This is a genomic window from Demequina activiva (assembly GCF_016862815.1).
Taxonomy (GTDB): Bacteria; Actinomycetota; Actinomycetes; order Actinomycetales; family Demequinaceae; genus Demequina; species Demequina activiva.
Genome location: NZ_BONR01000004.1, coordinates 148193 through 168777, shown reverse-complemented (window position 1 = coordinate 168777; position 20585 = coordinate 148193). Strand labels below are relative to the sequence as shown.

Sequence of the window (20585 nt, the reverse complement as noted above, 5' to 3'; positions counted from 1 at the left end):
TCTCCGACGCTACCGCTACCCGCGATCCTTCGCCCGGCGATGGAGCGCGAGTGTCGTCTCGCGCTCGGCCTTGTGGTCCACCATCGGTCCTGGATAGTCAGGGGTGTCGAGCTCTGGCACCCAGCGTTGCACATACCGGCGCTGGGGATCGTGACGGTCGAGCTGCGCCTCGGGGTTGAAGATGCGGAAGAACGGCGAGGCGTCGCGCCCGGTGCCGGCGACCCACTGCCAGTTGAGCTGATTCTGGGCGTGGTCGTAGTCCACGAGGGTGCGGCGGAAGTGGTCAGCACCTCGCTGCCACGGGATCCGGAGATCCTTGATGAGGAAGCTCGCGACCACCATGCGCACGCGGTTGTGCATCCAGCCGGTCTGGGCCAGCTGACGCATCCCGGCGTCCACCAGCGGGAATCCGGTGCGGCCGTCACGCCAGGCGACGAACGCCTGGTCCGCCTCGCGGCCGGTCACCCAGTCCTCCTCCAGCATCACTCGCGACAGCGATTCGCGACGCGCCTGCGGCTCGTGCCAGAGCGTGTCCGCGTGGAAGTCGCGCCACGCGATCTCAGACTCGAACACGCGCGAACCGTCGGAGCGCTTGGGAGCCGTCAGCGCGAGTACCGTGCGCGGGTGCACCTGCCCGAACGCGAGCGGCACCGACAGTCGTGACGTCGAGTCGAGATCGGGCCGATCCCGCTCGTCGTCGTAGTGGATCAGGGCGTCGTCGATCCACGACTCGAGCGCGTCGAGCACGCGCTGCTCGCGAAACTCGTGAGGCTCGAGCAGAGGGTCCTCGGCATCGCCGTGCGCGGCGTGCTGATCGAGGTCCACGTCGCTGTCGAGCGGGACGAACCCGCGCGGATCCGCTGCGTCAGCGGGCTGGCGCCAGCCGTGCTGGCGCCAGGCGTCCCGGAACGGCGTGAAGACTCGGTAGGGCGTGCCATCACCCTTGGTCACGCGGCCCGGCGCGACCGCGTACGGCGATCCCACGAACCGCAGCTCGCGGCCCTCGGCCTCCAGCGCCGCGGCCACGGCCTCCTGCTGGGCCACTCCCGCAGGACTGAATTCGCGAGCGGCCAGCACCACCCCCGCATCGGCCTCCTGCGCGGCGGCGAGCACCACATCGGCCGCCTCTCCTCGCCGCACCGCGAGCGCGCCGCCGGTGCTGTCGCGCAACGACCAGAGCGTGCGGGCCAGGTGCGCCCGTCGGCGACCTGACCAGAAGTGCAGGGCCGGTGTCCATGCGAAGACTGCGGCAGCGGGGCCGTCAGCCTGGGCATCGATGAGGGCTGGGTTGTCGTGCAGGCGCAGGTCGCGCCGGGCCCACCACAGGTGTGTCATGCCAGGCACAACGTCGCACTGCGGCCGCGGTGTTCCCCGGCGATCGAGACGGGGTCAGACGGGGGCCTCGATGACGGTGACGGTGCCGGAGGGCGCGATGGCGATCGAGTCCGGAGGGCACACGGGCCCGGGGACGATCACCTGGGCGTCGTCAGCGAAGGTGAGGGTGACGTCGCCTGGGGTGCAGCCGTACTCGAGCAGCACCACCCCTCCGTAGGGACCGATCGAGGTGAGGTCGTCGCCCGTCGAGACCTCCACCGCCACGCCGCTGTCGTTGGTGATGGCGAGGTCACCGGAGTCAGAGCAGCCCGCCAGCAGGACGCACCCGGTTGCGACTGCGGCGGCGAAGCCGACGATGGTGCGCATGATGGTCCTCTCGGTGAGCGTGGGAGCGACGCTGCTCCTGGGGCGGGTGACACTGCCACGCCAGGTATCCCGATCCTCGCCGCACACCGGGCCTCGACGCAAGCGCAGACGGGCGCATGCACGAGGGTCCCGCCCGGCGGTGTGCCGGACGGGACCCTGTCGTGCGCTGAGGTGAGGTCAGACCGCTGCAGCGGAGTGAGCGTGGCTCTCGATGTGAGCCACGGCGGCCTCTGCGAAGTTCCTCAGGACGGCGAGCTGAGCCTCGTCCTGCAGCGAGCCGTCCGCGCCGAAGGCGTCCGCGCTGAAGTGGAAGAAGGTCTCGGGCTGGCCCAGCGTGGGGGAGTCGAAGTGGCCCAGGATGTTGCGCAGGTGCTGCTGCGCCATCGCGGTTCCGGTGGAGCCGATCGAGGCGCCCATGATCGCGACGGGCTTGCGCGTGAAGGAGTTCTGGCCCCACGGGCGCGAGGCCCAGTCCAGGGCGTTCTTGAGAGCACCCGGGATCGAGCGCGAGTACTCGGGGGTGACGATGATGACGCCGTCCACGGCCTCGACCGAGTTCTTGAACTCGGTGGCGACCTCGGGCCAGTTGCCGTCGAGCTCGTAGTTGTACAGCGGCAGGTCAGCGATGTCGAGGAACGTGAACTCCACGTCGTCGTTCACGAGCGTGGGCAGCACGTTCGCGACCTTGCGGTTGATGGAGTTGCTCGCGGTCGAGCCGACGATGATGCCGATGCGGGGCATGGTGAGTCCTTCCAAAGAGGGGGTGGGGAGAGGCGCTGCCTGCGTCGGCTGCGCCATCACCTCCAACAATACGTGACGCTTCAACTATTCCCGACCATGTCGGATCTCATCGCGTCGGATCTCACCACGAGGGGCGACGGCAGCGTCGCGCGACGGCGCTCAGGGGGCGGGGGCGCGAACCTCGTCGACGACCGGCACGCCGTCGACGGCGCTCCGAGGTCCGGTCGCGGCCTCGAGGATGTCAGGCACGAGGACATCGGGCTCGAGGGCGTCGGGCAAGGTGCGCGCCTCCCGCTCGATGCCCGTGCGCGACTGGTGAGCGACGAACCCGGCGGCGATGGAGAGCAGCTCACGCGCCCCCACGGTCAGTGCGTCGTCTCCGCACGCGTCGTCCTCGCCGAACGAATCGGGAGCGATGGTGAGCGTGATCTCCGGCTGTGACTTGAGGTGGGCACCCGAATCCGCGAGCACGGCGCGCAGGTGCTGGATCGCGCTGAAGCGCGGCGCCTGACCCTCGCACACCCCGGCGATCACCACCGGAAGGCCCGCGAGCGCGTTGGGGGCAACGGCGCCTCCGGCCCAGTCCAACGCGTTCTTGAGAGCGCCGGGAACCGATCGCTCGTGAGCGGGGGTGAGCACGAGCAGGCCATCCAGGTCCGCCACGGCCCGCTTCCACGCGAGCGCCGTCGCTCCGGCCGGAACATCGGTGTAGGGAGCGTGGTGCGGCACCGCGGTCAGATCCAGCTCGACCAGGCGAGTCGACGAGGACGCCGCCTCATGCATGAGTCGCGCCACGCGGCGGGTGGTACGCGCCCGGGGGAGTGGTCCGAGCAGCAGGCCGATCGTCGCCATGGAGTGCCTTCCTCTGGGGAGCGCGCGGGTGGCGTGCTCGCGTGCGCGAGTCAACTATGGAGCGGACGGGCGCATTCCCGCATGCGACAGCGTCTGCACCCGCCAGTCAGCTCAGGTGCATCCCTGCGTACACCTCCGCGCCGTCCCGCAGCAGCGCCGCGGCGCCGGGGGCGACCTCGTCGTAGTTGCGGCGAAAGCGCTCGTCGTCCACATACATCTGGGTGAGCCCGCGGTACGTCTCCGCGGTGGGCGTCCAGAACAGCGAGACCCACCGGTAGTGCTGAGCGACGATCTCCTGGACCTCCTCGCTGTCGGGCGCGAATCCCACGCGAATGGCGGCGCCGAGCGCCTCGACGATCTCGCGGTGCGTGTCGAGGTGGCGCTGCTGGCCGTCCTTGCCCAGGCTCGCCCAGCGCTCGTTGGAGCGGTCCACCTGACTGTCGCCCCAGCGCTCGCGAGCCTCCGGCTCGTACTGCTGGTGGTCGAAGCCGTCGAAGATCTGGCTGGTGGTCATGGTGGTCCCCTTCTCGAGTGAGTCGATGGTGCGCGCGACGGTGGCGGCGAGGCGCGCATACCGATCGCGCTCGGCGGTGAGGCCGGCGAGGTGGTCGCGCAGGAGCGCCGCGGTCACGGCCGGGTCGTCCGCGTCGACGATGCGGCCGATGCGATCGAGCCCCGTGCCCAGCTCGCGCAGCACGAGGATGTGCTGCAGGCGCAGCAGCTGCTCGCGCCCGTAGTGGCGGCGGCCGTCGTCACTGGTCCACGCGGGCGGCAGCAGGCCGATCGCGTCGTAGTGGCGCAGCGTGCGGCTGCTGACGCCGCTGAGCCTCGCCACCCGCGCGATGTCGATGGTGGCGTCCTGCGCGAGCGAGGCGCCGGCGAGTGCTGTCGTGTTCATGCACACAGCCTAGAAGTTGACGTAGCGTCAACCGCAAGTCCTGTTTTGGCGCCGCTGCCGCAACCCGCGCACGGGCCGTCCTAGACTCGCGTCTATGACGCAGACGCCAGACATCAAGCCCCGCTCCCGCCAGGTGACCGACGGACTGGAGGCGACCGCGTCGCGCGGCATGCTCCGGGCCGTCGGCATGGGCGACGGAGACTGGGAGAAGCCCCAGATCGGCATCGCGAGCTCGTGGAACGAGATCACGCCGTGCAATCTGTCCTTGCAGCGCCTCGCGCAGGCGTCCAAGGAAGGTGTGCACGCGGGAGGCGGCTACCCGCTGGAGTTCGGCACCATCTCCGTGTCCGACGGCATCTCCATGGGTCACGAGGGCATGCACTTCTCGCTGGTGTCGCGCGACCTGATCGCAGACTCCGTGGAGACGGTGATGAGCGCCGAGCGACTCGATGGCAGCGTGCTGCTCGCCGGCTGCGACAAGTCCCTGCCCGGCATGCTGATGGCGGCCGCGCGACTCGACCTCGCATCGGTGTTCCTGTACGCGGGCTCGATCATGCCGGGGCACGTCAAGCTGTCCGACGGCACCGAGAAGGATGTCACGGTGATCGACGCCTTCGAAGCGGTGGGCGCGTGCGCGCGCGGGCTGATGAGCGAGGAGGATCGCCTCGCGATCGAGAAGGCGATCTGCCCGGGCGAGGGAGCCTGCGGCGGCATGTTCACCGCCAACACCATGGCATCCGTGGGCGAGGCGCTGGGCATGTCGATCCCCGGCTCTGCCGCGCCGCCCAGCGCGGACCGTCGCCGCGACATGTACGCGCGCATGTCCGGCGAGGCCGTGGTCGAGATGCTGCGCCAGGGGATCACCGCGCGCGACATCATGACCAAGGAGGCGTTCGAGAACGCGATCGCCGTGGTCATGGCGTTCGGCGGCTCCACCAACGCAGTGCTGCACCTGCTCGCGATCGCCAACGAGGCGGAGGTGGACCTGTCGCTGGACGACTTCGCTCGCGTCGCCGCGAAGGTGCCGCACCTGGGCGATCTCAAGCCCTTCGGTCGGTTCGTGATGAACGACGTGGACCGCGTGGGCGGCGTTCCCGCCGTGATGAACACTCTGCTCGAGGCTGGCCTCATGCACGGTGACGTGATGACGGTCACGGGCAAGACGCTCGCGGAGAACATGGAGGACCTCAAGCCGGAGAAGATCGACGGCCGTGTGGTCCGCGCGCTCAACAACCCCATTCACAAGACGGGCGGCATCACCATCCTCAAGGGCTCGCTGGCCCCGGAGGGTGCGGTGGTGAAGTCCGCCGGCTTCGACGACGACGTGTTCGAGGCGACCGCCAGGGTGTTCGATCGCGAGCGAGCAGCCCTGGACGCGCTCGAGGACGGCACCATCCAGGCGGGCGACTGCGTGGTCATCCGCTACGAGGGCCCCAAGGGTGGACCCGGCATGCGCGAGATGCTCGCCATCACGGCCGCGATCAAGGGCGCCGGGCTGGGCAAGGACGTGCTGCTGGTGACGGACGGCCGCTTCTCCGGCGGGACCACGGGACTGTGCGTGGGTCACATCGCGCCCGAGGCCGTCGACGGCGGGCCCATCGCGTTCGTGCGCGACGGCGATCGCATCACGCTCGACGTCGCCCACGGCACCCTCGAGCTCCACGTCGCGGACGAGGAGCTGGCCGCTCGACGCGAGGGCTGGGAGCCGCTGACGCACACCTACACGCGCGGCGTTCTCGCGAAGTACACCAAGCTCGTGGGCTCGGCGTCGAAGGGCGCGGTGCTGGCCTGAGGGCTGCTCCCCGCAACGAGAGCCCCTTCACCGCGCCTCAGCTGGCGCATCAGGAGGAACGCCTCGTCCCTGAGGGATCGCCGCTGTGCGGGCTCAGTTCGCGCGCGGCGCTTCCGTGCATCCCTGAGATGGACGGCGCCGGGTCCGATGCTTGGCTGGAGTCCCCGTGGCAGGCTGGCTTCATGAGTCACGACACAGGACCGCTCGACCACACCTTCACCGCGCCCATCGGCGTCGAGGTCAAGGGGGAGGTGTGGGCCTGCGTCGAGATGCCGGGATCCGCGGACTTCTTCGGCACGGGCAAGGCCGTGCGCGTGGATGCGACGGTCGACGGGGTGCCCGTGACGAACGCGGGTCTCATGGTGACCGGTCGCGGCGGCCACATGCTGTCTCTGAACGCGAAGCTCCGCAAGCAGCTGGGCAAGGACGTCGGCGACGAGGTCACGGTGCACCTCACGCAGCGCCTGACGTGACCGATGGGGCGCATCGTGAGGCGGGAATCGACAGTCACGGACCGATGGGGCGCTCAGGTGGGGAGGAGCGGCACGTGTCTCACGATGAGAGACGGTGAACCACAATGTGAGATTGTTGGTCCAGATGGTGACATCCGCACGCGAGCAGGCGTAGAGTCTCACTCATGCAGACGATTCTCGTAGTTACCGGGCGCGCGGACATCTAGTTCAAGCCCAGGCATCGTCCGCGCGCATACCCCGACAGCCACCAAGGCCGAGGGGTTTTTCCATGCGAGGCGGATGCGAGAGCCGCCTCATCACCTCAACTCAACGGGAGAGAAGATGGCACAGGTCAAGGCCCCCAAGCCTTCGGCTCTGATGAGCCCCGCGCCGGCGAGCACCCGCGCGCCTGCGACCGCCACCGCCACGGCGCATGCCGGCGAGCGGATGTCGGGGGCGCAGTCGCTGATCCGGTCGCTGGAAGCTGCGGGCGCGACGGACGTCTTCGGGCTTCCCGGCGGCGCGATCCTGCCCGCCTACGACCCCCTCATGGACTCGACGCAGCTGCGCCACATCCTGGTGCGGCACGAGCAGGGCGCCGGCCACGCCGCCCAGGGCTACGCGCACGCCACCGGCAAGCCGGGTGTGTGCATCGCGACGTCCGGGCCTGGCGCCACCAACCTGGTGACTCCCATCGCGGACGCCAACATGGACTCGATCCCGCTGGTGGCCATCACCGGCCAGGTCGCTGCCGCGAGCATCGGCACGGACGCCTTTCAGGAGGCGGACATCGTGGGCATCACCCAGCCCATCACCAAGCACAACGTGCTGGTGACCAACCCGGACGACATCCCGCGCGCCGTGGCCGAGGCGTTCTACATCGCCACCCACGGCCGGCCGGGACCCGTGCTCGTGGACGTCGCGAAGTCCGCGATGCAGGCGCAGACCACGTTCAACTGGCCGGACCGCATCGAGCTGCCCGGCTTCAACGCAGGCGCCCGTCCCCACGCCAAGACCGTGCAGGAGGCCGCGCGACTGCTGGCCACCGCTCGCCGGCCCGTGCTGTACGTGGGCGGCGGCGTGATCCGGTCCGGCGCATCGGCCGGTCTGCGCAGGCTCACGGACCTGTCCGGCGCCGCCGTGGTGACCACGCTGATGGCACGCGGCGCACTGCCCGACTCGCACCCGCAGCACCTGGGCATGCCCGGCATGCACGGCACCGTGGCCGCGGTCGCCGCCCTGCAGAAGGCGGACCTGGTGGTCGCGCTCGGTGCGCGCTTCGACGACCGTGTCACCGGCAAGCTCGACAGCTTCGCCCCGCACGCGACCATCGTGCACGCGGACATCGACCCCGCGGAGATCGGCAAGAACCGCGCCGTTGACGTTCCCATCGTGGGCGACCTCAAGGACGTGTTCGACGCCCTGGTGCCCGCGTTGGACGCCGAGCACACCCGCCACGGCAAGCCCGACCTCGAGGCCTGGTGGGCGCAGATCGACGACTGGCGCGACACCTACGGACTGGGCTACACGCCCACGGACGATGGCCACTCGAGTCCGCAGTACGTCATCCAGCGTCTGGGGGAGATCTCCGGACCGGACACGATCTTCACGTCGGGCGTGGGCCAGCACCAGATGTGGGCCAGCCAGTTCATCAAGTACGAGCGGCCCAACACGTGGATCAACTCCGGCGGCCTGGGCACCATGGGCTTCTCCGTGCCGGCCGCGATGGGCGCCAAGGTGGGCGAGCCGGACCGCACGGTGTGGTCCATCGACGGCGATGGCTGCTTCCAGATGACCAACCAGGAGCTGGTCACCTGCGCCATCAACGAGATCCCCATCAAGGTGGCGATCATCAACAACTCGTCGCTGGGCATGGTGCGTCAGTGGCAGACCCTGTTCTACGAGTCCCGCTACTCGAACACGGACCTGCACACCGGCCACGGCACCCGGCGCATCCCTGACTTCGTGAAGCTCTCCGAGGCCATGGGCTGCGTGGGACTGCGCTGCGAGACGGATGCGGACGTGGACGCCACCATCAAGCGTGCGATGGAGATCGACGACCAGCCTGTGGTCGTGGATTTCACGGTGTCGCGCGACGCGATGGTGTGGCCCATGGTGGCCGCCGGCACCAGCAACGACGAGATCCAGTACGCACGCGGCATCGCCCCCGAGTGGGACCGCGGCGAGGAGGAGTAAGGCTCATGACCACCCACACCCTCTCGGTGCTCGTCGAGAACAAGCCCGGCGTGCTCGCGCGCGTGTCCGGCCTGTTCAGCCGCCGCGCCTTCAACATCCACTCGCTGGCCGTGGGCCAGACGGAGCACCCGGAGATCTCGCGGATCACCGTGGTGGTCGACGTGGACGAGCTCCCGCTGGAGCAGGTCACCAAGCAGCTCAACAAGCTGGTGCACGTGCTCAAGATCGTGGAGCTCGAGCGTGACCGCTCCGTCCAGCGCGACCTCATCCTCGTGAAGGTGCGCGCGGACGCCCGCCAGCGTGCGGACATCCTGCAGATCGTGGACCTGTTCCGCGCTCACGTGGTCGACGTCGCCACCGACTCGCTCGTGATCGAGGCGGTGGGAGCCCCGGAGAAGCTGCAGGCGCTGCTGTCCGCGCTCGAGCCGCACGACATCCGCGAGATCGTGCAGTCCGGCACCGTCGCCATCGGCCGCGGCGCCCGCTCCATCACCGAGCGCGCCTTCGAGCGCGTCAGCGCCTGACAGATTTCCACCGGCCGATGCACTGGCCGGCTTCCGTACCCCACCCCGCTTCACTCAAGGAGACAACGAACCATGGCAGAGATGTTCTACGACGCAGACGCGAAGATCGAGCTCATTCAGAGCAAGAAGGTCGCGATCGTCGGATACGGCTCGCAGGGCCACGCGCACGCGCAGAACCTGCGTGACTCGGGCGTCGAGGTGCGCATCGGACTGCGCGACGGCTCGCGCTCGACCGCGAAGGCTCAGGACGACGGCTTCACCGTCTCCAGCGTCGCGGACGCCGCGGAGTGGGCGGACCTCATCATGATCCTCGCGCCGGACCAGCACCAGCGCACCATCTATGCGGACGAGATCAAGCCCCACCTCACCGCCGGCAAGACCCTCGCCTTCGCGCACGGCTTCAACATCCGGTTCGGCTTCATCGAGCCACCCACGGACGTGGACGTCATGCTCATCGCCCCCAAGGCCCCTGGCCACACGGTGCGCCGCGAGTACGTCGCGGGCCGCGGCATCCCGGACATCATCGCCGTGGAGAACGACGCGAGCGGTCAGGCCTGGGACGTGGCCGTCGCCTACGCGAAGGCCATCGGCGGCACCCGCGCCGGCGTCATCAAGACCACCTTCACCGAGGAGACCGAGACGGACCTCTTCGGCGAGCAGTCCGTGCTGTGCGGTGGCACCAGCCAGTTGGTGCAGTACGGCTTCGAGGTCCTGACCGAGGCTGGCTACCAGCCAGAGATCGCCTACTTCGAGGTGCTGCACGAGCTCAAGCTCATCGTGGACCTCATGCACGAGGGTGGCATCACCAAGCAGCGCTGGTCCGTGTCCGACACCGCCGAGTACGGCGACTACGTGTCCGGCCCCCGCGTCATCACCCCCGAGGTGAAGGAGAACATGAAGGCCGTGCTCGCTGACATCCAGTCCGGTGCGTTCGCGGAGCGCTTCATCGGCGACCAGGACAACGGTGGCAAGGAGTTCTCCGAGCTGCGCGCCAAGGGCGAGGGTCACCCCATCGAGGAGACCGGCCGCGAGCTGCGCAAGCTGTTCGCCTGGAAGGCGGACGTGGACTCCGACTACGTGGATGGTCAGACGGCACGATGACCCAGACGTACAAGCTCGCGGTGGTCGCGGGCGACGGCATCGGCCCGGAGGTGATCGCGGAGGGGCTCAAGTGCCTGGCTGCGGCGACCGAGGGCACCGACATCGCGTTCGAGACCACCGAGTTCGACCTGGGCGCGCAGCGCTGGCACGCCACCGGTGACACCCTGACGGACGAGGACCTGGCCGCCATCAAGGGCCACGACGTCATCCTGCTGGGTGCCATCGGCGACCCGAGCGTGCCCTCCGGCGTGCTCGAGCGTGGCGTGCTGCTGCCGCTGCGCTTCGCGCTCGACCAGTACGTGAACCTGCGCCCGTCCCGTCTGTACCCGGGGGAGGTCTCGCCGCTGCGCGACGTCGACGAGGTCGACTTCGTGGTGGTGCGTGAGGGCACCGAGGGCCCGTACGTGGGCAACGGCGGCGCGCTGCGCGTCGACACTCCCCACGAGATCGCGACCGAGGTGTCCGTCAACACCCGTCACGGCGTGGAGCGCGTGGTGCGCTACGCGTTCGAGGTGGCCTCGAAGCGCGATCGCAAGCAGCTGACGCTGGTGCACAAGCACAACGTGCTGGTGCACGCCGGGCACCTGTGGCGCCGCACGGTCGAGGCCGTCGCGCCGGAGTTCCCGGACGTGACGTGGGACTACCTGCACATCGACGCCGCCACCATCGTGATGACCACCAACCCGCAGCGGTTCGACGTGATCGTCACCGACAACTTGTTCGGTGACATCCTCACGGATCAGGCCGCCGCCATCTCTGGCGGCATCGGCTTGGCGGCATCGGGCAACGTCAACCCTGACCGGACCGCGCCGTCCATGTTCGAGCCCGTGCACGGCTCCGCGCCGGACATCGCGGGCCAGCAGAAGGCGGACCCGTCCGCGACGGTGCTGTCCGTGGGCCTGCTGCTGGACTTCCTGGGCTACCCGGAGCTGGCAGCGCGCGTGGAGAGCGCGGTGGCGGCCGATGCGGCAGCCAAGGGGGACGCCCAGCGCTCCACCTCCGAGGTGGGCGACGCCCTGGCCGCTCGGATCCGAGGCTAGGCACACCATGCGCGCTGGCAGTCACGGGGTGCAGGATCCGGGTGGATTCCAGCACTCAGTGGCTGCCAGGGCGCTACCCCAGCACGAACAGAAGGAACTGACGTGACCGACACCACCGCATCGGCCGCCGCCACCGCCTCGAACGCCGCCGCGTTCGAGGTCCGCCGCCACGAGGCACCGCTGCCCGTCGCGGAGCGCAACGCGGCGCTCGCGGACCTGCGCTTCGGCACCCAGTTCACCGATCACATGGCCCGCATGCAGTGGGTGAACGGCGAGGGCTGGGGCGACCGCCGCGTGGTGCCGTACGGCCCGCTGCAGCTGGACCCCGCGGCTGCCGTGCTGCACTACGCGCAGGAGATCTTCGAGGGCCTCAAGGCCTACCGGTGGGCGGACGGCTCCGTGCATCTGTTCCGGCCCGAGGCCAACGCGCAGCGCTTCAACAAGTCCGCTCACCGGCTCGCGCTGCCGCAGCTGCCGGTGGAGGACTTCATCGGCTCGATCGAGGCGCTGGTGGCCGTCGACGAGCCGTGGGTGCCGGGGACCGAGGAGTCCAGCCTGTATCTGCGTCCCTACATGTTCGCGTCCGAGGCGTTCCTGGGCGTGCGGCCGGCGCACGTGATCGACTACCTGCTGATCGCCTCCCCGGTGGGCCCGTACTTCCCGGGCGGCATCAAGCCGGTGTCGATCTGGGTGGCGCAGGGCTTCCATCGCGCTGGGCCGGGAGGCACGGGAGACGCGAAGTGCGGGGGCAACTACGCCGCCTCGCTGCTGCCGCAGCAGCAGGCCATCGAGGCCGGCTGCCAGCAGGTGCTGTTCCTCGACGCCAAGGAGGGTCGCTTCCTCGAGGAGCTGGGCGGCATGAACGTGTTCGTGGTGCGCCGTGACGGCACCATCGAGACCCCGCGCCTGACCGGCACGATCCTCGAGGGCATCACGCGCTCGAGCGTGATCCAGCAGCTCGAGGACGACGGCCGCAAGGTGATCGAGAAGGACATCACGCTGGACGAGGTGCGCACCGGAGTGGAGTCCGGCGACATCGCCGAGGTGTTCGCGTGCGGCACCGCCGCCGTGGTCACGCCCGTGGGGCGCCTCGCGTCGCCCGACTTCGACGTGACCATCAACGACGGCGTCGCCGGCACGGTCACCATGGGCATCCGCCAGCGCCTCACCGACATCCAGTACGGTCGCGACGAGGACACCTACGGCTGGATGCGTCGCATCGCCTGAGTCACGCTCTGGTGGGTCTGCCCGGCCGATGCGTGCCTCACCCCGCGCATGGCACGAACCTTTCTCGTGGCACGGGGGAGATCCACAGGTCGCCCAGGCGGGCGATGTCGTGGTCGAAGAGCACGATGCGGGCGCGCCCGAGTCCGAGAAACCGGGCGACGAGGTCGAGGCTGGGCTTGTGTGTCACGAGCTCGAGCTCGCCGCCGGAGTCGAGCGCGACCACCAGGCCGTCGTCGCCGGCTGAGATGACGCGGCCTGGCCGTGCGGCCGAGCCCAAGGCCATCTTGACGCCGGTGAAGTTGGGCAGGTGGCCGGGGTGCTGCAAGGCGCAGTGCCCACGCGAGCTCGTGCTGGGCATCGCGGGGATGCCGGGGATGGGGTGGGTGATGAACATGACTGCTCCTGTATCCGTTCTTCCCTGCGTGGATGTCACGCAGGGCGGATCTTCCTCCAGGGGCACCGTGTCGGGACGCGGTTGCCAGTGGGCCGGCTGGAGGGCTTGTGGCCGCACTTCTTGATCCACCAGGAAGGTTAGCCCATGCCGCTGACACGCGCCGCAACCCGGGTCCTTCGGCACCGTAACCTACGGATGCGTAGGTTATCCTGGAGCATGCCTCAGATCGAACTCTCCGCCCCGGGCCTCGCCACCGCCGACGACGCCCTCCACCTGACCGCCATGCTGGACGCGCGAGCCGCGTCGCACCCCGAGCGAACGTTCGCGGAGGTGAAGGGCGACCACGACACCTGGACGCCCGTGTCGCTGGGCGAGTTCCGTTCCCAGGTGCGTGCGGTCGCCAAGGGTTTGATGGCCGCCGGGGTGAATCCTGGCGACCGCGTGGGCGTGGCGGGGGAGACCAGCATCGAGTGGTCCATCGTGGACTTCGCGATCTTCGCCGCTGGCGGGGTGACGGTGCCCATCTACCCGTCCTCCTCTGCGTCGCAGTTCGCGTGGATCATCGAGGACGCCGGCATCACCGTGATCGCCGCACAGACCGCCGAGCACCAGGACGCGATCGCCCGAGTCGCGCCCTCCACTCGTCTGTTCCCCCTGGACGCCTCCGGCATCGAGGTGCTCGCGACCCAGGGCGCGCGCCTGTCCGACGCAGACCTCGACGCCCGTACAGCGGATGTGGTCTCCGATGACCTCGCGACCATCATCTACACGTCCGGCACCACCGGCCGCCCCAAGGGAGCGATGCTCACCCACCGCAACCTGGTGGAGCACGCCGCCAACGTAGAGCTCGACCCCAGCTTCGGAGCGTTCGTGCAGGGTCAGACGCGAGTGCTGCTGTTCCTGCCGCTCGCCCACGTGTTCGCGCGCTTCGCGATGATCCTCGCGCTGAGCGCCGGCTCCGTCATCGGCTACACCCCGTCGCACAAGACGCTCGCCGCGGACCTCAAGAGCTTCCGGCCCACGTGGATGCCGCTGGTACCGCGCGTGCTGGAGACCATCTACAACCGTGCGGACACGTCGATGCGTGGCATCAAGAAGACGCTGTTCCGCTGGTCCGCCACCGTGGCGCGGCAGTACTCGCGTGCCCAGGAGTCGGGCGGCCCCGGTGCCGCGCTCAAGGCGCGCTACGCGGTCGCGGATCGACTGGTGCTCGGCAAGATCCGCGAGCTGCTGGGCGGCCAGCTGGGCTACGTCCTCGCTGGCGGCGCCAAGCTCACCCCCGAGGTGGGTCACTTCTTCCGCGGCATGGGCGTCACCACCATGCAGGGCTACGGACTCACCGAGACCACCGCGGCGGCCACCGGCACCCCCGTGGAGGACAACCGCATCGGCACCGTGGGCCGCCCCATCGCCGGGTGCTCGGTTACGCTCGCGGACGATGGCGAGATCCTCGTCAAGGGCGTCAACCTGTTCCGCGGCTACTGGAACGCGCCGGAGGCCACCGCCGAGGTGATGCGCGGCGACTGGTTCGCCACCGGCGACCTGGGCGAGGTGCGCGACGGCGCGCTGGTGATCACGGGTCGCAAGAAGGAGATCCTGGTGCTGTCCTCGGGCAAGAACGTCCAGCCTGCGGTGCTCGAGGATTCCATGCGGTCGCATCCCGCCATCCAGGACTCGGTGGTGATCGGAGACGGGCGACACTTCGTGTCCGCTGTGATCGCGCTGGATCCCGTGCTGCTGCCCGCGTGGCTCGAGGCGCATGATCTGCCGGCGATGGACGTCGCGGAGGCGTCGGTGAATGAGAAGGTGCGCGAGCTCATCGGCCGTGCCATCGCCGCGGCGAACGAGCAGGTCTCCAAGGCCGAGGCGATCAAGGAGTACCGCATCGTCCCCCGCGAGTTCTCCGAGGCGCGCGAGGAGCTCACCGCCTCGCTCAAGGTGCGCCGCGCGGTGGTGCTCGAGCACTTCGCGGACGTGGTCGAGTCCATCTATGCGAAGGTCAAGCCCCAGGCCTCCGGAGACGCCTGACGGCACGCCCCGTGCGGCCGATGGTTGGGTCGAGTTCGCGTATCCGGCGAGCGCGTCGCAGGATAGAGGCGGACGCTCTCATCGACGCACGGAGGCTCGGATGCCAGCAGGATTGACCATCACCAGTCCAGACATCTCGGACGGTCAGCGCATCGACGACCGCTTCGCGGGCGAGCACTTTGCGCAGACGCCTCGCATCGAGGTCTCCGGCGTCCCTGCGGCCGCGGTGGAGCTCGCGCTCGTCTGCCACGATCCGGACGCGCCCATGCCGGACGGCTTCACGCACTGGACGCTCTACGGGCTGGCGCCGTCGTCCGGCGCGATCGACGTCGCCGGTGCTCGACCCGGTCCCAACGATGCGGGACGGCGAGGCTATGTGGGCCCGTACCCACCAGCGGGCCACGGCGATCACCGCTACTACTTCTGGATCTACGCGCTGTCGCGGCGGGTCGAGGGTGAGCCCACGCGCCGCGCCTTCATCGACGCGTACGGCGACGCCGTGGTGGAACAGGCTCGCCTGGTTGGCACCTACTCGGCGTGAGCGCGACGAGGGTGGATGAGGCGGCCTACCGCGCGGCGGAGTCAGCGCTGTGGGCGCATCACGGGATCGATCCCGTCGAGCGCTTCGTGACGGCACGCGGCACGGGCACCCGAGTGCGTGCTGTTGAGTTCGGCGAGGGACGCCCGGTGGTGCTGGTGCATGGGATGCCCACGGCTGGCGGAGTGTTCGCGCCGCTCGTGGCCGCGCTCACGGGGGTGCGGGCGATCGTGGTGGACCGGCCCGGCTGCGGGTTGAGCGACCCACTCGAGCTGTCGGGGTTGACTCCGGAGCGGCTCACCGAGGCCAACGAGGCGTGGCTCGAGGCCGTGGTCGAGCAGGTCGCGGGTGAGCCTGTGGACCTGTTGGGCAGCTCTGCAGGCGGCATGGCGGCCGTGTCCTTCGCGGCGCGCCGGCCCGAGCTGGTGCGTTCGATCACCCTGGATGGTGTGCCGGCGCTGCGGGGCATGCGGTTGCCGGTGAGCATGCGGGCCGCGACGTTCGGCCCGGTGGCCAAGGCGACCGTGCGACACCGCGTGGTCGAAAGGGACCTGCGGCGGTCCATGCGGCAGATGGGGCACGGCGAGGCCTTCGACGACGGCCGCCTGTCGCAGGCAGACCTGGACTGGCGTCTCGCTGTCGCCCGGCATACTCAGACCATGCGCCACGATCTCGCCCTGCTGGGCCGCGTCGCGTCCTGGCGCGGCCCGCGCGCGGAGTGGGCCCCCGGGCCGGCGCACGTGCGCGCCCTCAGCATGCCGTCGCTGTGGGTCGCCGGTGACCGTGACCCCTTCGCGTCCCCCGACCGTGTGCGCGCCTGGGCGCGCCACGCACCCCAACCGACGGTGCGCATCGTCCGGACTGGCCATCAGCCGTGGATCGACGGCGCCGCCGAGCACGCTGCGCTGCTCACGCAATGGTGGGCGCGCTCGAGCGCTCGTGCCGCATGAGCCCCGTGGACGCGCTGCAGGACATCTGGGAGGACGCGACCACGCAGGTGGTCGCGTCCACTCTTGCGGCGCTGGTGCCCTTGGCCGTGGTGGTGGTCTGCCTGCTGGTGCCGCAGGCGTGGCACGTGGTGAGGCACGTCGTGACCATCGCTCACGAGGCCGGGCACGCTGGTGTCGCGGCGCTGCTGGGGCGGCAGGTGCGTGGCATCCGGTTGCATTCAGACACGTCCGGCCTCACCACGCATTCGGGGGACACCAAACGCCTGCCGTTGGCGCTCACCGCCTTCGCTGGCTACCCGGCGCCCGCCGTCCTGGGCCTGGGAGCGGCTGCGCTGCTGGGCGCCGGCTACGCCTTTGGGCTGCTGTGGGCCACGCTGCTGGTGCTCGTGGTGGTGCTGGTGTTCATCCGCAACGTCTACGGCTTCCTCGTGATGGTGGTCGCGATCGGCGGCCTGGGGTGGCTCGCCTGGGCCGGGCCGGATCCCTGGCGGGTGGGCGTGGCCTATGGCGTCGCGTGGCTGTTGCTGCTGGGTGCCGTGCGCGCGGTGATCGAGCTGCACGGGTCGCGGCGGGGCGCCGCTGGCAAGGGATCGGACGCCGATGCGTTGGCGCGCACCACCCGCGTGCCCGGCCTGGTGTGGGTGGCGGTGTTCTGGCTGGTGACGGTCGCGTGCGCGGCAGGCGGTGCGTGGCTGATGCTGGGTGACGTCCTCGGAGGCTGAGCCGTCGCGACCGTCGCGCGGGATCGCGGCCGTCAGTCGACGTCGTAGATGACGGTGACCTGGCCGGTGGACAGGGGAGTGACGGAGCTGACGGTCAGCGCGCGGGAGCGGTACGGCGCGGTCCACAGCGGGATGCCGGAGCCGATCGCGACGGGAGCGATCCGCAGGCGCACCTGCGACACGCAGCCGGCATCCATGAGCGCGCCAGCGAGCTCGAGGCTGCCCCACACGATGATGTCTCGGTCATACAGGCTGGTGAGCCGGTCGCACGTGTCGAGCACGTTCCCGGTCTCGAGCGTGGCTGGCGCGAACTCACCCCAGGGTGCGGCCGCAAGCGTGGAGGAGACCACGTGCTTGGGCAAGCGGTTGATGGGCTCCGCGAGAGGGTCGCTCGCCGCCTCCGGCCGTGGCCAGTAGCTGACGAAGAGGCTGTAGGTGGTGGCACCCAGCAGGATGGCGTCGGCGTGCTCGAGCTCGGACAGCGCCTGGTCCACCATCGGCCCGGTCTCGGAGACCGAGCCGTCCACCCAGTCGAGTTCGCCGTTCGGACCCGCGGCGAAGCCGTCTGCGGTGACGTGCTGCTCGACGATGATGCGTCCCATGCGTCGAGGCTACGTTGGGTGGTCCAGCCGCGCGCGGTGGGCCGTCGAAAGTTGCGTGGGCGACGCCGAGTACCGACGTCCGAATCAACTAGCGTGCGCTAAATGCTGCGAAGCGCGCCGCAAGCCGTTCCTTGCTCGGTCTTTCTGAGGACCTCACCGGTGGCTGGATCTGGAGATTGTGCATCTCTTGTAAGCCGTGCTTAAGCATCGGCCCGTCCACCTCGTTCAGTAGATCCGTGTTGATCTTGATCGTGTAGTCAGGCGTGACACCGAGGAAGTCGCGATCGTAGGCCGCGTGGTGGATCTTGCACATGGCCATGCCGTTCGTGACGACAGCATCTCCTGTCGCCTCGGAATCGGCCGTGATGTGCGCCGCATCCAAGAGCTCGGCGTGCTTGAAGCGGCACACCGTGCATTGCGTGTCGTAGGCCTTGAGCACCATGCCCCTGAATGCTGGCTGGTGAACGCGCCTCTTGGCGATGTACTCGGCCCAGTGGCGCTCGACTGCGGAAGGCTCGTGATCGGCCAAATCCGCGAGCTCCTCAAGGCTCACCAGAACGTAGGCATTTTCGAGATCAACATGCGCGACGCGCGCGGGGTAGATCGCTTGATAGAGGTTCGGTCGCAACTTGCGAAAAAGAACGATCGTGACACCGAGGCGATGCGCGTCAATCAATTTCCGGTTGTCGCCCCCTACTCCGCCGGCGCGGAAGTCATATCGCCAGACCCCAGGGGCGACTTGTTCGTCGCTGTAAGGACCATCGGCCGAGGACACCACGCTGAGCGTCGCGTCGAGGGCCTGCGGATTGCGAATACCTCTCGAGTAGTCGATGAGCGGCATTGGCTGGCCATCTACCTGGAAGCCGAGCAAATCGCTGCGATCTACGAGTGATGAAGACGGAAACTGCGCCTCGACAAGTTCAAGCACACGGCTCCGCAGCGCGGCACTCGCGGGAGACTCCATGTCCGCAGCTTGGCAGCTGCCGCCAGGGCCGGCAAGGTCCGCCGCCAGGAATACCCACCCAAACGCACACGTTCTCCGCACCATGACAACCATCGGCATCATCGGCTCTGGCAACATCGGTTCGAACGTCGCGAAGGCGGCTGTGGAGCACGGCTTCGATGTCGTGATCTCGAACTCCCGCGGGCCGGACACGCTTCAGGATCTGGTGAGCGAGCTCGGCGATCGGGCTACGGCCGGCACCACGGAGGAGTCGATTCGCCGGGGTGACCTGGTTCTGGTCGCGATACCTCTGAAGGCGATCGGCGCGCTGCCCGTGGAGCCGTTCGAGGACAAGATCGTGATGGACGCGAACAACTACTACCCGCAGCGCGACGGTCGCATCGAGGCGTTGGACAGCAACGAGTCCACGACCTCGGAGCTGCTGCAGAAGCACCTTCCGCACAGCCACGTGGTCAAGGCTTTCAACAACATCAACGCCAAGGACATCCCGGCAGACGGCCTGCCCAAGGGCTCTGCGGACCGGCGGGCCCTCACCGTGGCCGGCAATACGGACTCAGCCAAGGATGCCGTCGCACACTTCATCGACGCGCTGGGCTACGACGTGCTCGACCTCGGCGGCCTGGACCAGAGCTGGAAGGTCGAGCGCGACACTCCCGCCTACGGCAAGCGCGCGAATCTCGAGGAGCTCAAGGAGCTCACCACGGACGTCGAGCGCGTGCAGCAGGTCTGACGCGCCGCTCTCGCCTCACCCCCCAACCCCAACAAGGAGGCATCACCATGAAGGCTGTACTCAACGGCAAGGTTCTCGCCGAGGCTCCCAAGGACGACCTGGTGCACATCGACGGCGCCTGGTACTTCCCGCCGGAGGCCGTCCACTCCCAGGAGATCGAGCAGAGCGACACCCAGTACACCTGCTCGTGGCGCGGCGCCGCGCAGTACTACCAGACCAACGACGGCGAGCAGAAGGACGTCGCGTGGGCCTACCCGAACATGCCTGACAGCGCCAAGGAGCGCGTGGGCAAGGACGTGTCGCAGTACGTGGCGTTCGACCGCGCAGTCGAGCTGATCGAGGACTAGCATTCCATCCGTTTCCGTGGGGCGCTCTCGAGCCGAGGGCGCCCCGCGGTCGCGTCAGCGGTCTGCGCGCACGCCCGCGATGATCCGCTCGACCACGTCCGCGCCCAAGGCGGCCAGCACGGCTGGGTCCTGACCCCTGAGCGGGCCGCGCGTCGCGATGTCCGCGAATCCGTGCACCGCGGACCAGCATGGCCACTCGGCGTGCTCCCGCTGCGCGGCGGTGAGGATCCCGGCGTCCAGGCACGCATCCAGCGCCTGGAGCAGCAGCAGGAACGGCGCCGGGATCTGCTCCGCGACCATGACGGATGGCGCTTCGCCGCCCGGATCGAAGGTCAGCAGCGCGAGCTCGAACCAGCCGGGTTCGGCGAGTGCGAAGTCGATGTACCCCAACCCCACCCCGCGCAACCGGGCCACAGCCGCGTCGCGGTCTCCGGGCGCATCGGCCGTCTCCGTCGCGATACGCGCCACGATCGCCTCCGCCAGATGATCCTGTGCGGCCAGAGCCACGGCGAGCACCAGCGCTCGGTGGTCCTCGAAGTGCCGGTATGCCGCAGCGGGGGAGACCCCCGCCTGGCGCGTCACATCGCGCACGCCGACGGCGTCGACACCGCCCTTGCGGGCGAGCGCCAGGCCCGCGCCTACCAGCGCGGCGTGCAGATCGCCGTGGTGGTACGAGCTCGTGATCTGCGGCACCTCTTGCGCCTCCTCGCCATCGCGTCTACAGTCAATCCTTGTCGATGTAAACACTGTGAACATAGCGTGAATGATGCGACAGCGCCACCAACG

General features: G+C 69.2%; 22 protein-coding genes and 1 riboswitch. Of the genes, 13 read left to right on the top strand and 9 right to left on the bottom strand.

From position 1 onward, the window contains the following. Positions 1-15: 15 nt before the first annotated feature. The 5 genes from Dac01nite_RS09870 to Dac01nite_RS09850 form a co-directional block, all read right to left on the bottom strand. Positions 16-1335, bottom strand: a complete 1320-nt coding sequence (locus tag Dac01nite_RS09870; RefSeq protein WP_203656467.1) for a cryptochrome/photolyase family protein — start codon at positions 1333-1335, stop codon at positions 16-18. 54 nt (positions 1336-1389) lie between these two features. After that, on the bottom strand, positions 1390-1701 hold the full coding sequence (locus tag Dac01nite_RS09865; RefSeq protein WP_203656466.1) for a hypothetical protein: 312 nt from the start codon (positions 1699-1701) through the stop codon (positions 1390-1392). A gap of 177 nt (positions 1702-1878) precedes the next feature. Then, complete coding sequence (locus Dac01nite_RS09860) at positions 1879-2442, bottom strand: NADPH-dependent FMN reductase (RefSeq protein WP_203656465.1); 564 nt, start codon at positions 2440-2442, stop codon at positions 1879-1881. A 159-nt stretch (positions 2443-2601) separates the two neighbouring features. Beyond that, positions 2602-3294: an NADPH-dependent FMN reductase gene (locus tag Dac01nite_RS09855; protein ID WP_203656463.1), complete on the bottom strand. Its 693-nt coding sequence runs from the start codon at positions 3292-3294 to the stop codon at positions 2602-2604. 106 nt (positions 3295-3400) lie between these two features. Beyond that, entirely contained in the window at positions 3401-4192 is a 792-nt protein-coding gene (locus Dac01nite_RS09850) for a MerR family transcriptional regulator (protein WP_203656457.1), read from the bottom strand. 94 nt (positions 4193-4286) lie between these two features. On the opposite strand from Dac01nite_RS09850, the gene ilvD reads away from it, so the two are divergent. The 7 genes from ilvD (at position 4287) to Dac01nite_RS09815 (ending at position 12524) form a co-directional block, all read left to right on the top strand. Further along, positions 4287-5984 carry a dihydroxy-acid dehydratase gene (gene ilvD / locus Dac01nite_RS09845; protein WP_203656456.1) on the top strand — a complete coding sequence of 566 codons (1698 nt, stop codon included), beginning with the start codon at positions 4287-4289 and terminating at the stop codon, positions 5982-5984. Positions 5985-6166: 182 nt separating this feature from the next. Further along, the gene (locus tag Dac01nite_RS09840; RefSeq protein WP_203656455.1) at positions 6167-6457 is read left to right on the top strand and encodes a DUF1905 domain-containing protein; all 291 of its coding nucleotides are present in this window, start codon (positions 6167-6169) and stop codon (positions 6455-6457) included. Between the two features lie 321 nt (positions 6458-6778). Beyond that, positions 6779-8632, top strand: a complete 1854-nt coding sequence (locus Dac01nite_RS09835) for an acetolactate synthase large subunit (RefSeq protein WP_203656452.1) — start codon at positions 6779-6781, stop codon at positions 8630-8632. Between the two features lie 5 nt (positions 8633-8637). Further along, entirely contained in the window at positions 8638-9156 is a 519-nt protein-coding gene (gene ilvN / locus Dac01nite_RS09830; protein ID WP_203656451.1) for an acetolactate synthase small subunit, read from the top strand. Positions 9157-9228: 72 nt separating this feature from the next. Next, positions 9229-10257 carry a ketol-acid reductoisomerase gene (ilvC, locus tag Dac01nite_RS09825; RefSeq protein WP_203656446.1) on the top strand — a complete coding sequence of 343 codons (1029 nt, stop codon included), beginning with the start codon at positions 9229-9231 and terminating at the stop codon, positions 10255-10257. Further along, positions 10254-11297, top strand: a complete 1044-nt coding sequence (locus tag Dac01nite_RS09820; protein WP_203656444.1) for a 3-isopropylmalate dehydrogenase — start codon at positions 10254-10256, stop codon at positions 11295-11297. Before ilvC ends, Dac01nite_RS09820 begins: the two co-directional genes overlap by 4 nt. Before the next feature lie 102 nt (positions 11298-11399). Further along, a complete protein-coding gene (locus Dac01nite_RS09815) occupies positions 11400-12524 on the top strand; it encodes a branched-chain amino acid aminotransferase (protein WP_203656435.1) in 1125 nt (374 codons plus the stop codon). Between the two features lie 37 nt (positions 12525-12561). On the opposite strand, the gene Dac01nite_RS09810 is transcribed toward Dac01nite_RS09815, so the two are convergent. After that, positions 12562-12918, bottom strand: a complete 357-nt coding sequence (locus Dac01nite_RS09810) for a hypothetical protein (RefSeq protein ID WP_203656433.1) — start codon at positions 12916-12918, stop codon at positions 12562-12564. 11 nt (positions 12919-12929) lie between these two features. Continuing rightward, positions 12930-13044, bottom strand: a riboswitch (SAM riboswitch). A 90-nt stretch (positions 13045-13134) separates the two neighbouring features. Here Dac01nite_RS09810 and Dac01nite_RS09805 point away from each other — a divergent pair. From Dac01nite_RS09805 to Dac01nite_RS09790, 4 genes are all read left to right on the top strand, one after another. Continuing rightward, positions 13135-14946: an AMP-dependent synthetase/ligase gene (locus tag Dac01nite_RS09805; protein WP_203656431.1), complete on the top strand. Its 1812-nt coding sequence runs from the start codon at positions 13135-13137 to the stop codon at positions 14944-14946. A gap of 100 nt (positions 14947-15046) precedes the next feature. Continuing rightward, positions 15047-15487: a YbhB/YbcL family Raf kinase inhibitor-like protein gene (locus Dac01nite_RS09800; protein WP_239066606.1), complete on the top strand. Its 441-nt coding sequence runs from the start codon at positions 15047-15049 to the stop codon at positions 15485-15487. Continuing rightward, positions 15484-16434 (top strand): alpha/beta fold hydrolase, encoded by a 951-nt coding sequence (locus Dac01nite_RS09795; protein ID WP_203656430.1) that lies wholly within the window; start codon positions 15484-15486, stop codon positions 16432-16434. Before Dac01nite_RS09800 ends, Dac01nite_RS09795 begins: the two co-directional genes overlap by 4 nt. Next, the gene (locus Dac01nite_RS09790; protein WP_203656429.1) at positions 16431-17156 is read left to right on the top strand and encodes a M50 family metallopeptidase; all 726 of its coding nucleotides are present in this window, start codon (positions 16431-16433) and stop codon (positions 17154-17156) included. The genes Dac01nite_RS09795 and Dac01nite_RS09790 overlap by 4 nt, the downstream gene beginning before the upstream one ends. A 32-nt stretch (positions 17157-17188) precedes the next feature. Here the strand turns inward: Dac01nite_RS09790 and Dac01nite_RS09785 are convergent, their stop codons facing one another. Both Dac01nite_RS09785 and Dac01nite_RS09780 read right to left on the bottom strand, forming a co-directional pair. Further along, positions 17189-17758: a dihydrofolate reductase family protein gene (locus Dac01nite_RS09785; RefSeq protein ID WP_203656428.1), complete on the bottom strand. Its 570-nt coding sequence runs from the start codon at positions 17756-17758 to the stop codon at positions 17189-17191. Positions 17759-17846: 88 nt separating this feature from the next. Then, positions 17847-18722 (bottom strand): HNH endonuclease, encoded by an 876-nt coding sequence (locus Dac01nite_RS09780; protein WP_203656427.1) that lies wholly within the window; start codon positions 18720-18722, stop codon positions 17847-17849. An 82-nt stretch (positions 18723-18804) separates the two neighbouring features. On the opposite strand from Dac01nite_RS09780, the gene Dac01nite_RS09775 reads away from it, so the two are divergent. Both Dac01nite_RS09775 and Dac01nite_RS09770 read left to right on the top strand, forming a co-directional pair. Next, positions 18805-19452, top strand: coding sequence for an NADPH-dependent F420 reductase (locus Dac01nite_RS09775; protein WP_203656426.1), 648 nt, complete (start codon positions 18805-18807; stop codon positions 19450-19452). A 47-nt stretch (positions 19453-19499) separates the two neighbouring features. Further along, complete coding sequence (locus Dac01nite_RS09770; RefSeq protein WP_203656425.1) at positions 19500-19799, top strand: DUF427 domain-containing protein; 300 nt, start codon at positions 19500-19502, stop codon at positions 19797-19799. A 54-nt stretch (positions 19800-19853) separates the two neighbouring features. Here Dac01nite_RS09770 and Dac01nite_RS09765 read toward each other — a convergent pair whose 3' ends face one another. Beyond that, positions 19854-20492: a TetR/AcrR family transcriptional regulator gene (locus tag Dac01nite_RS09765; RefSeq protein ID WP_239066605.1), complete on the bottom strand. Its 639-nt coding sequence runs from the start codon at positions 20490-20492 to the stop codon at positions 19854-19856. Positions 20493-20585: the final 93 nt, after the last annotated feature.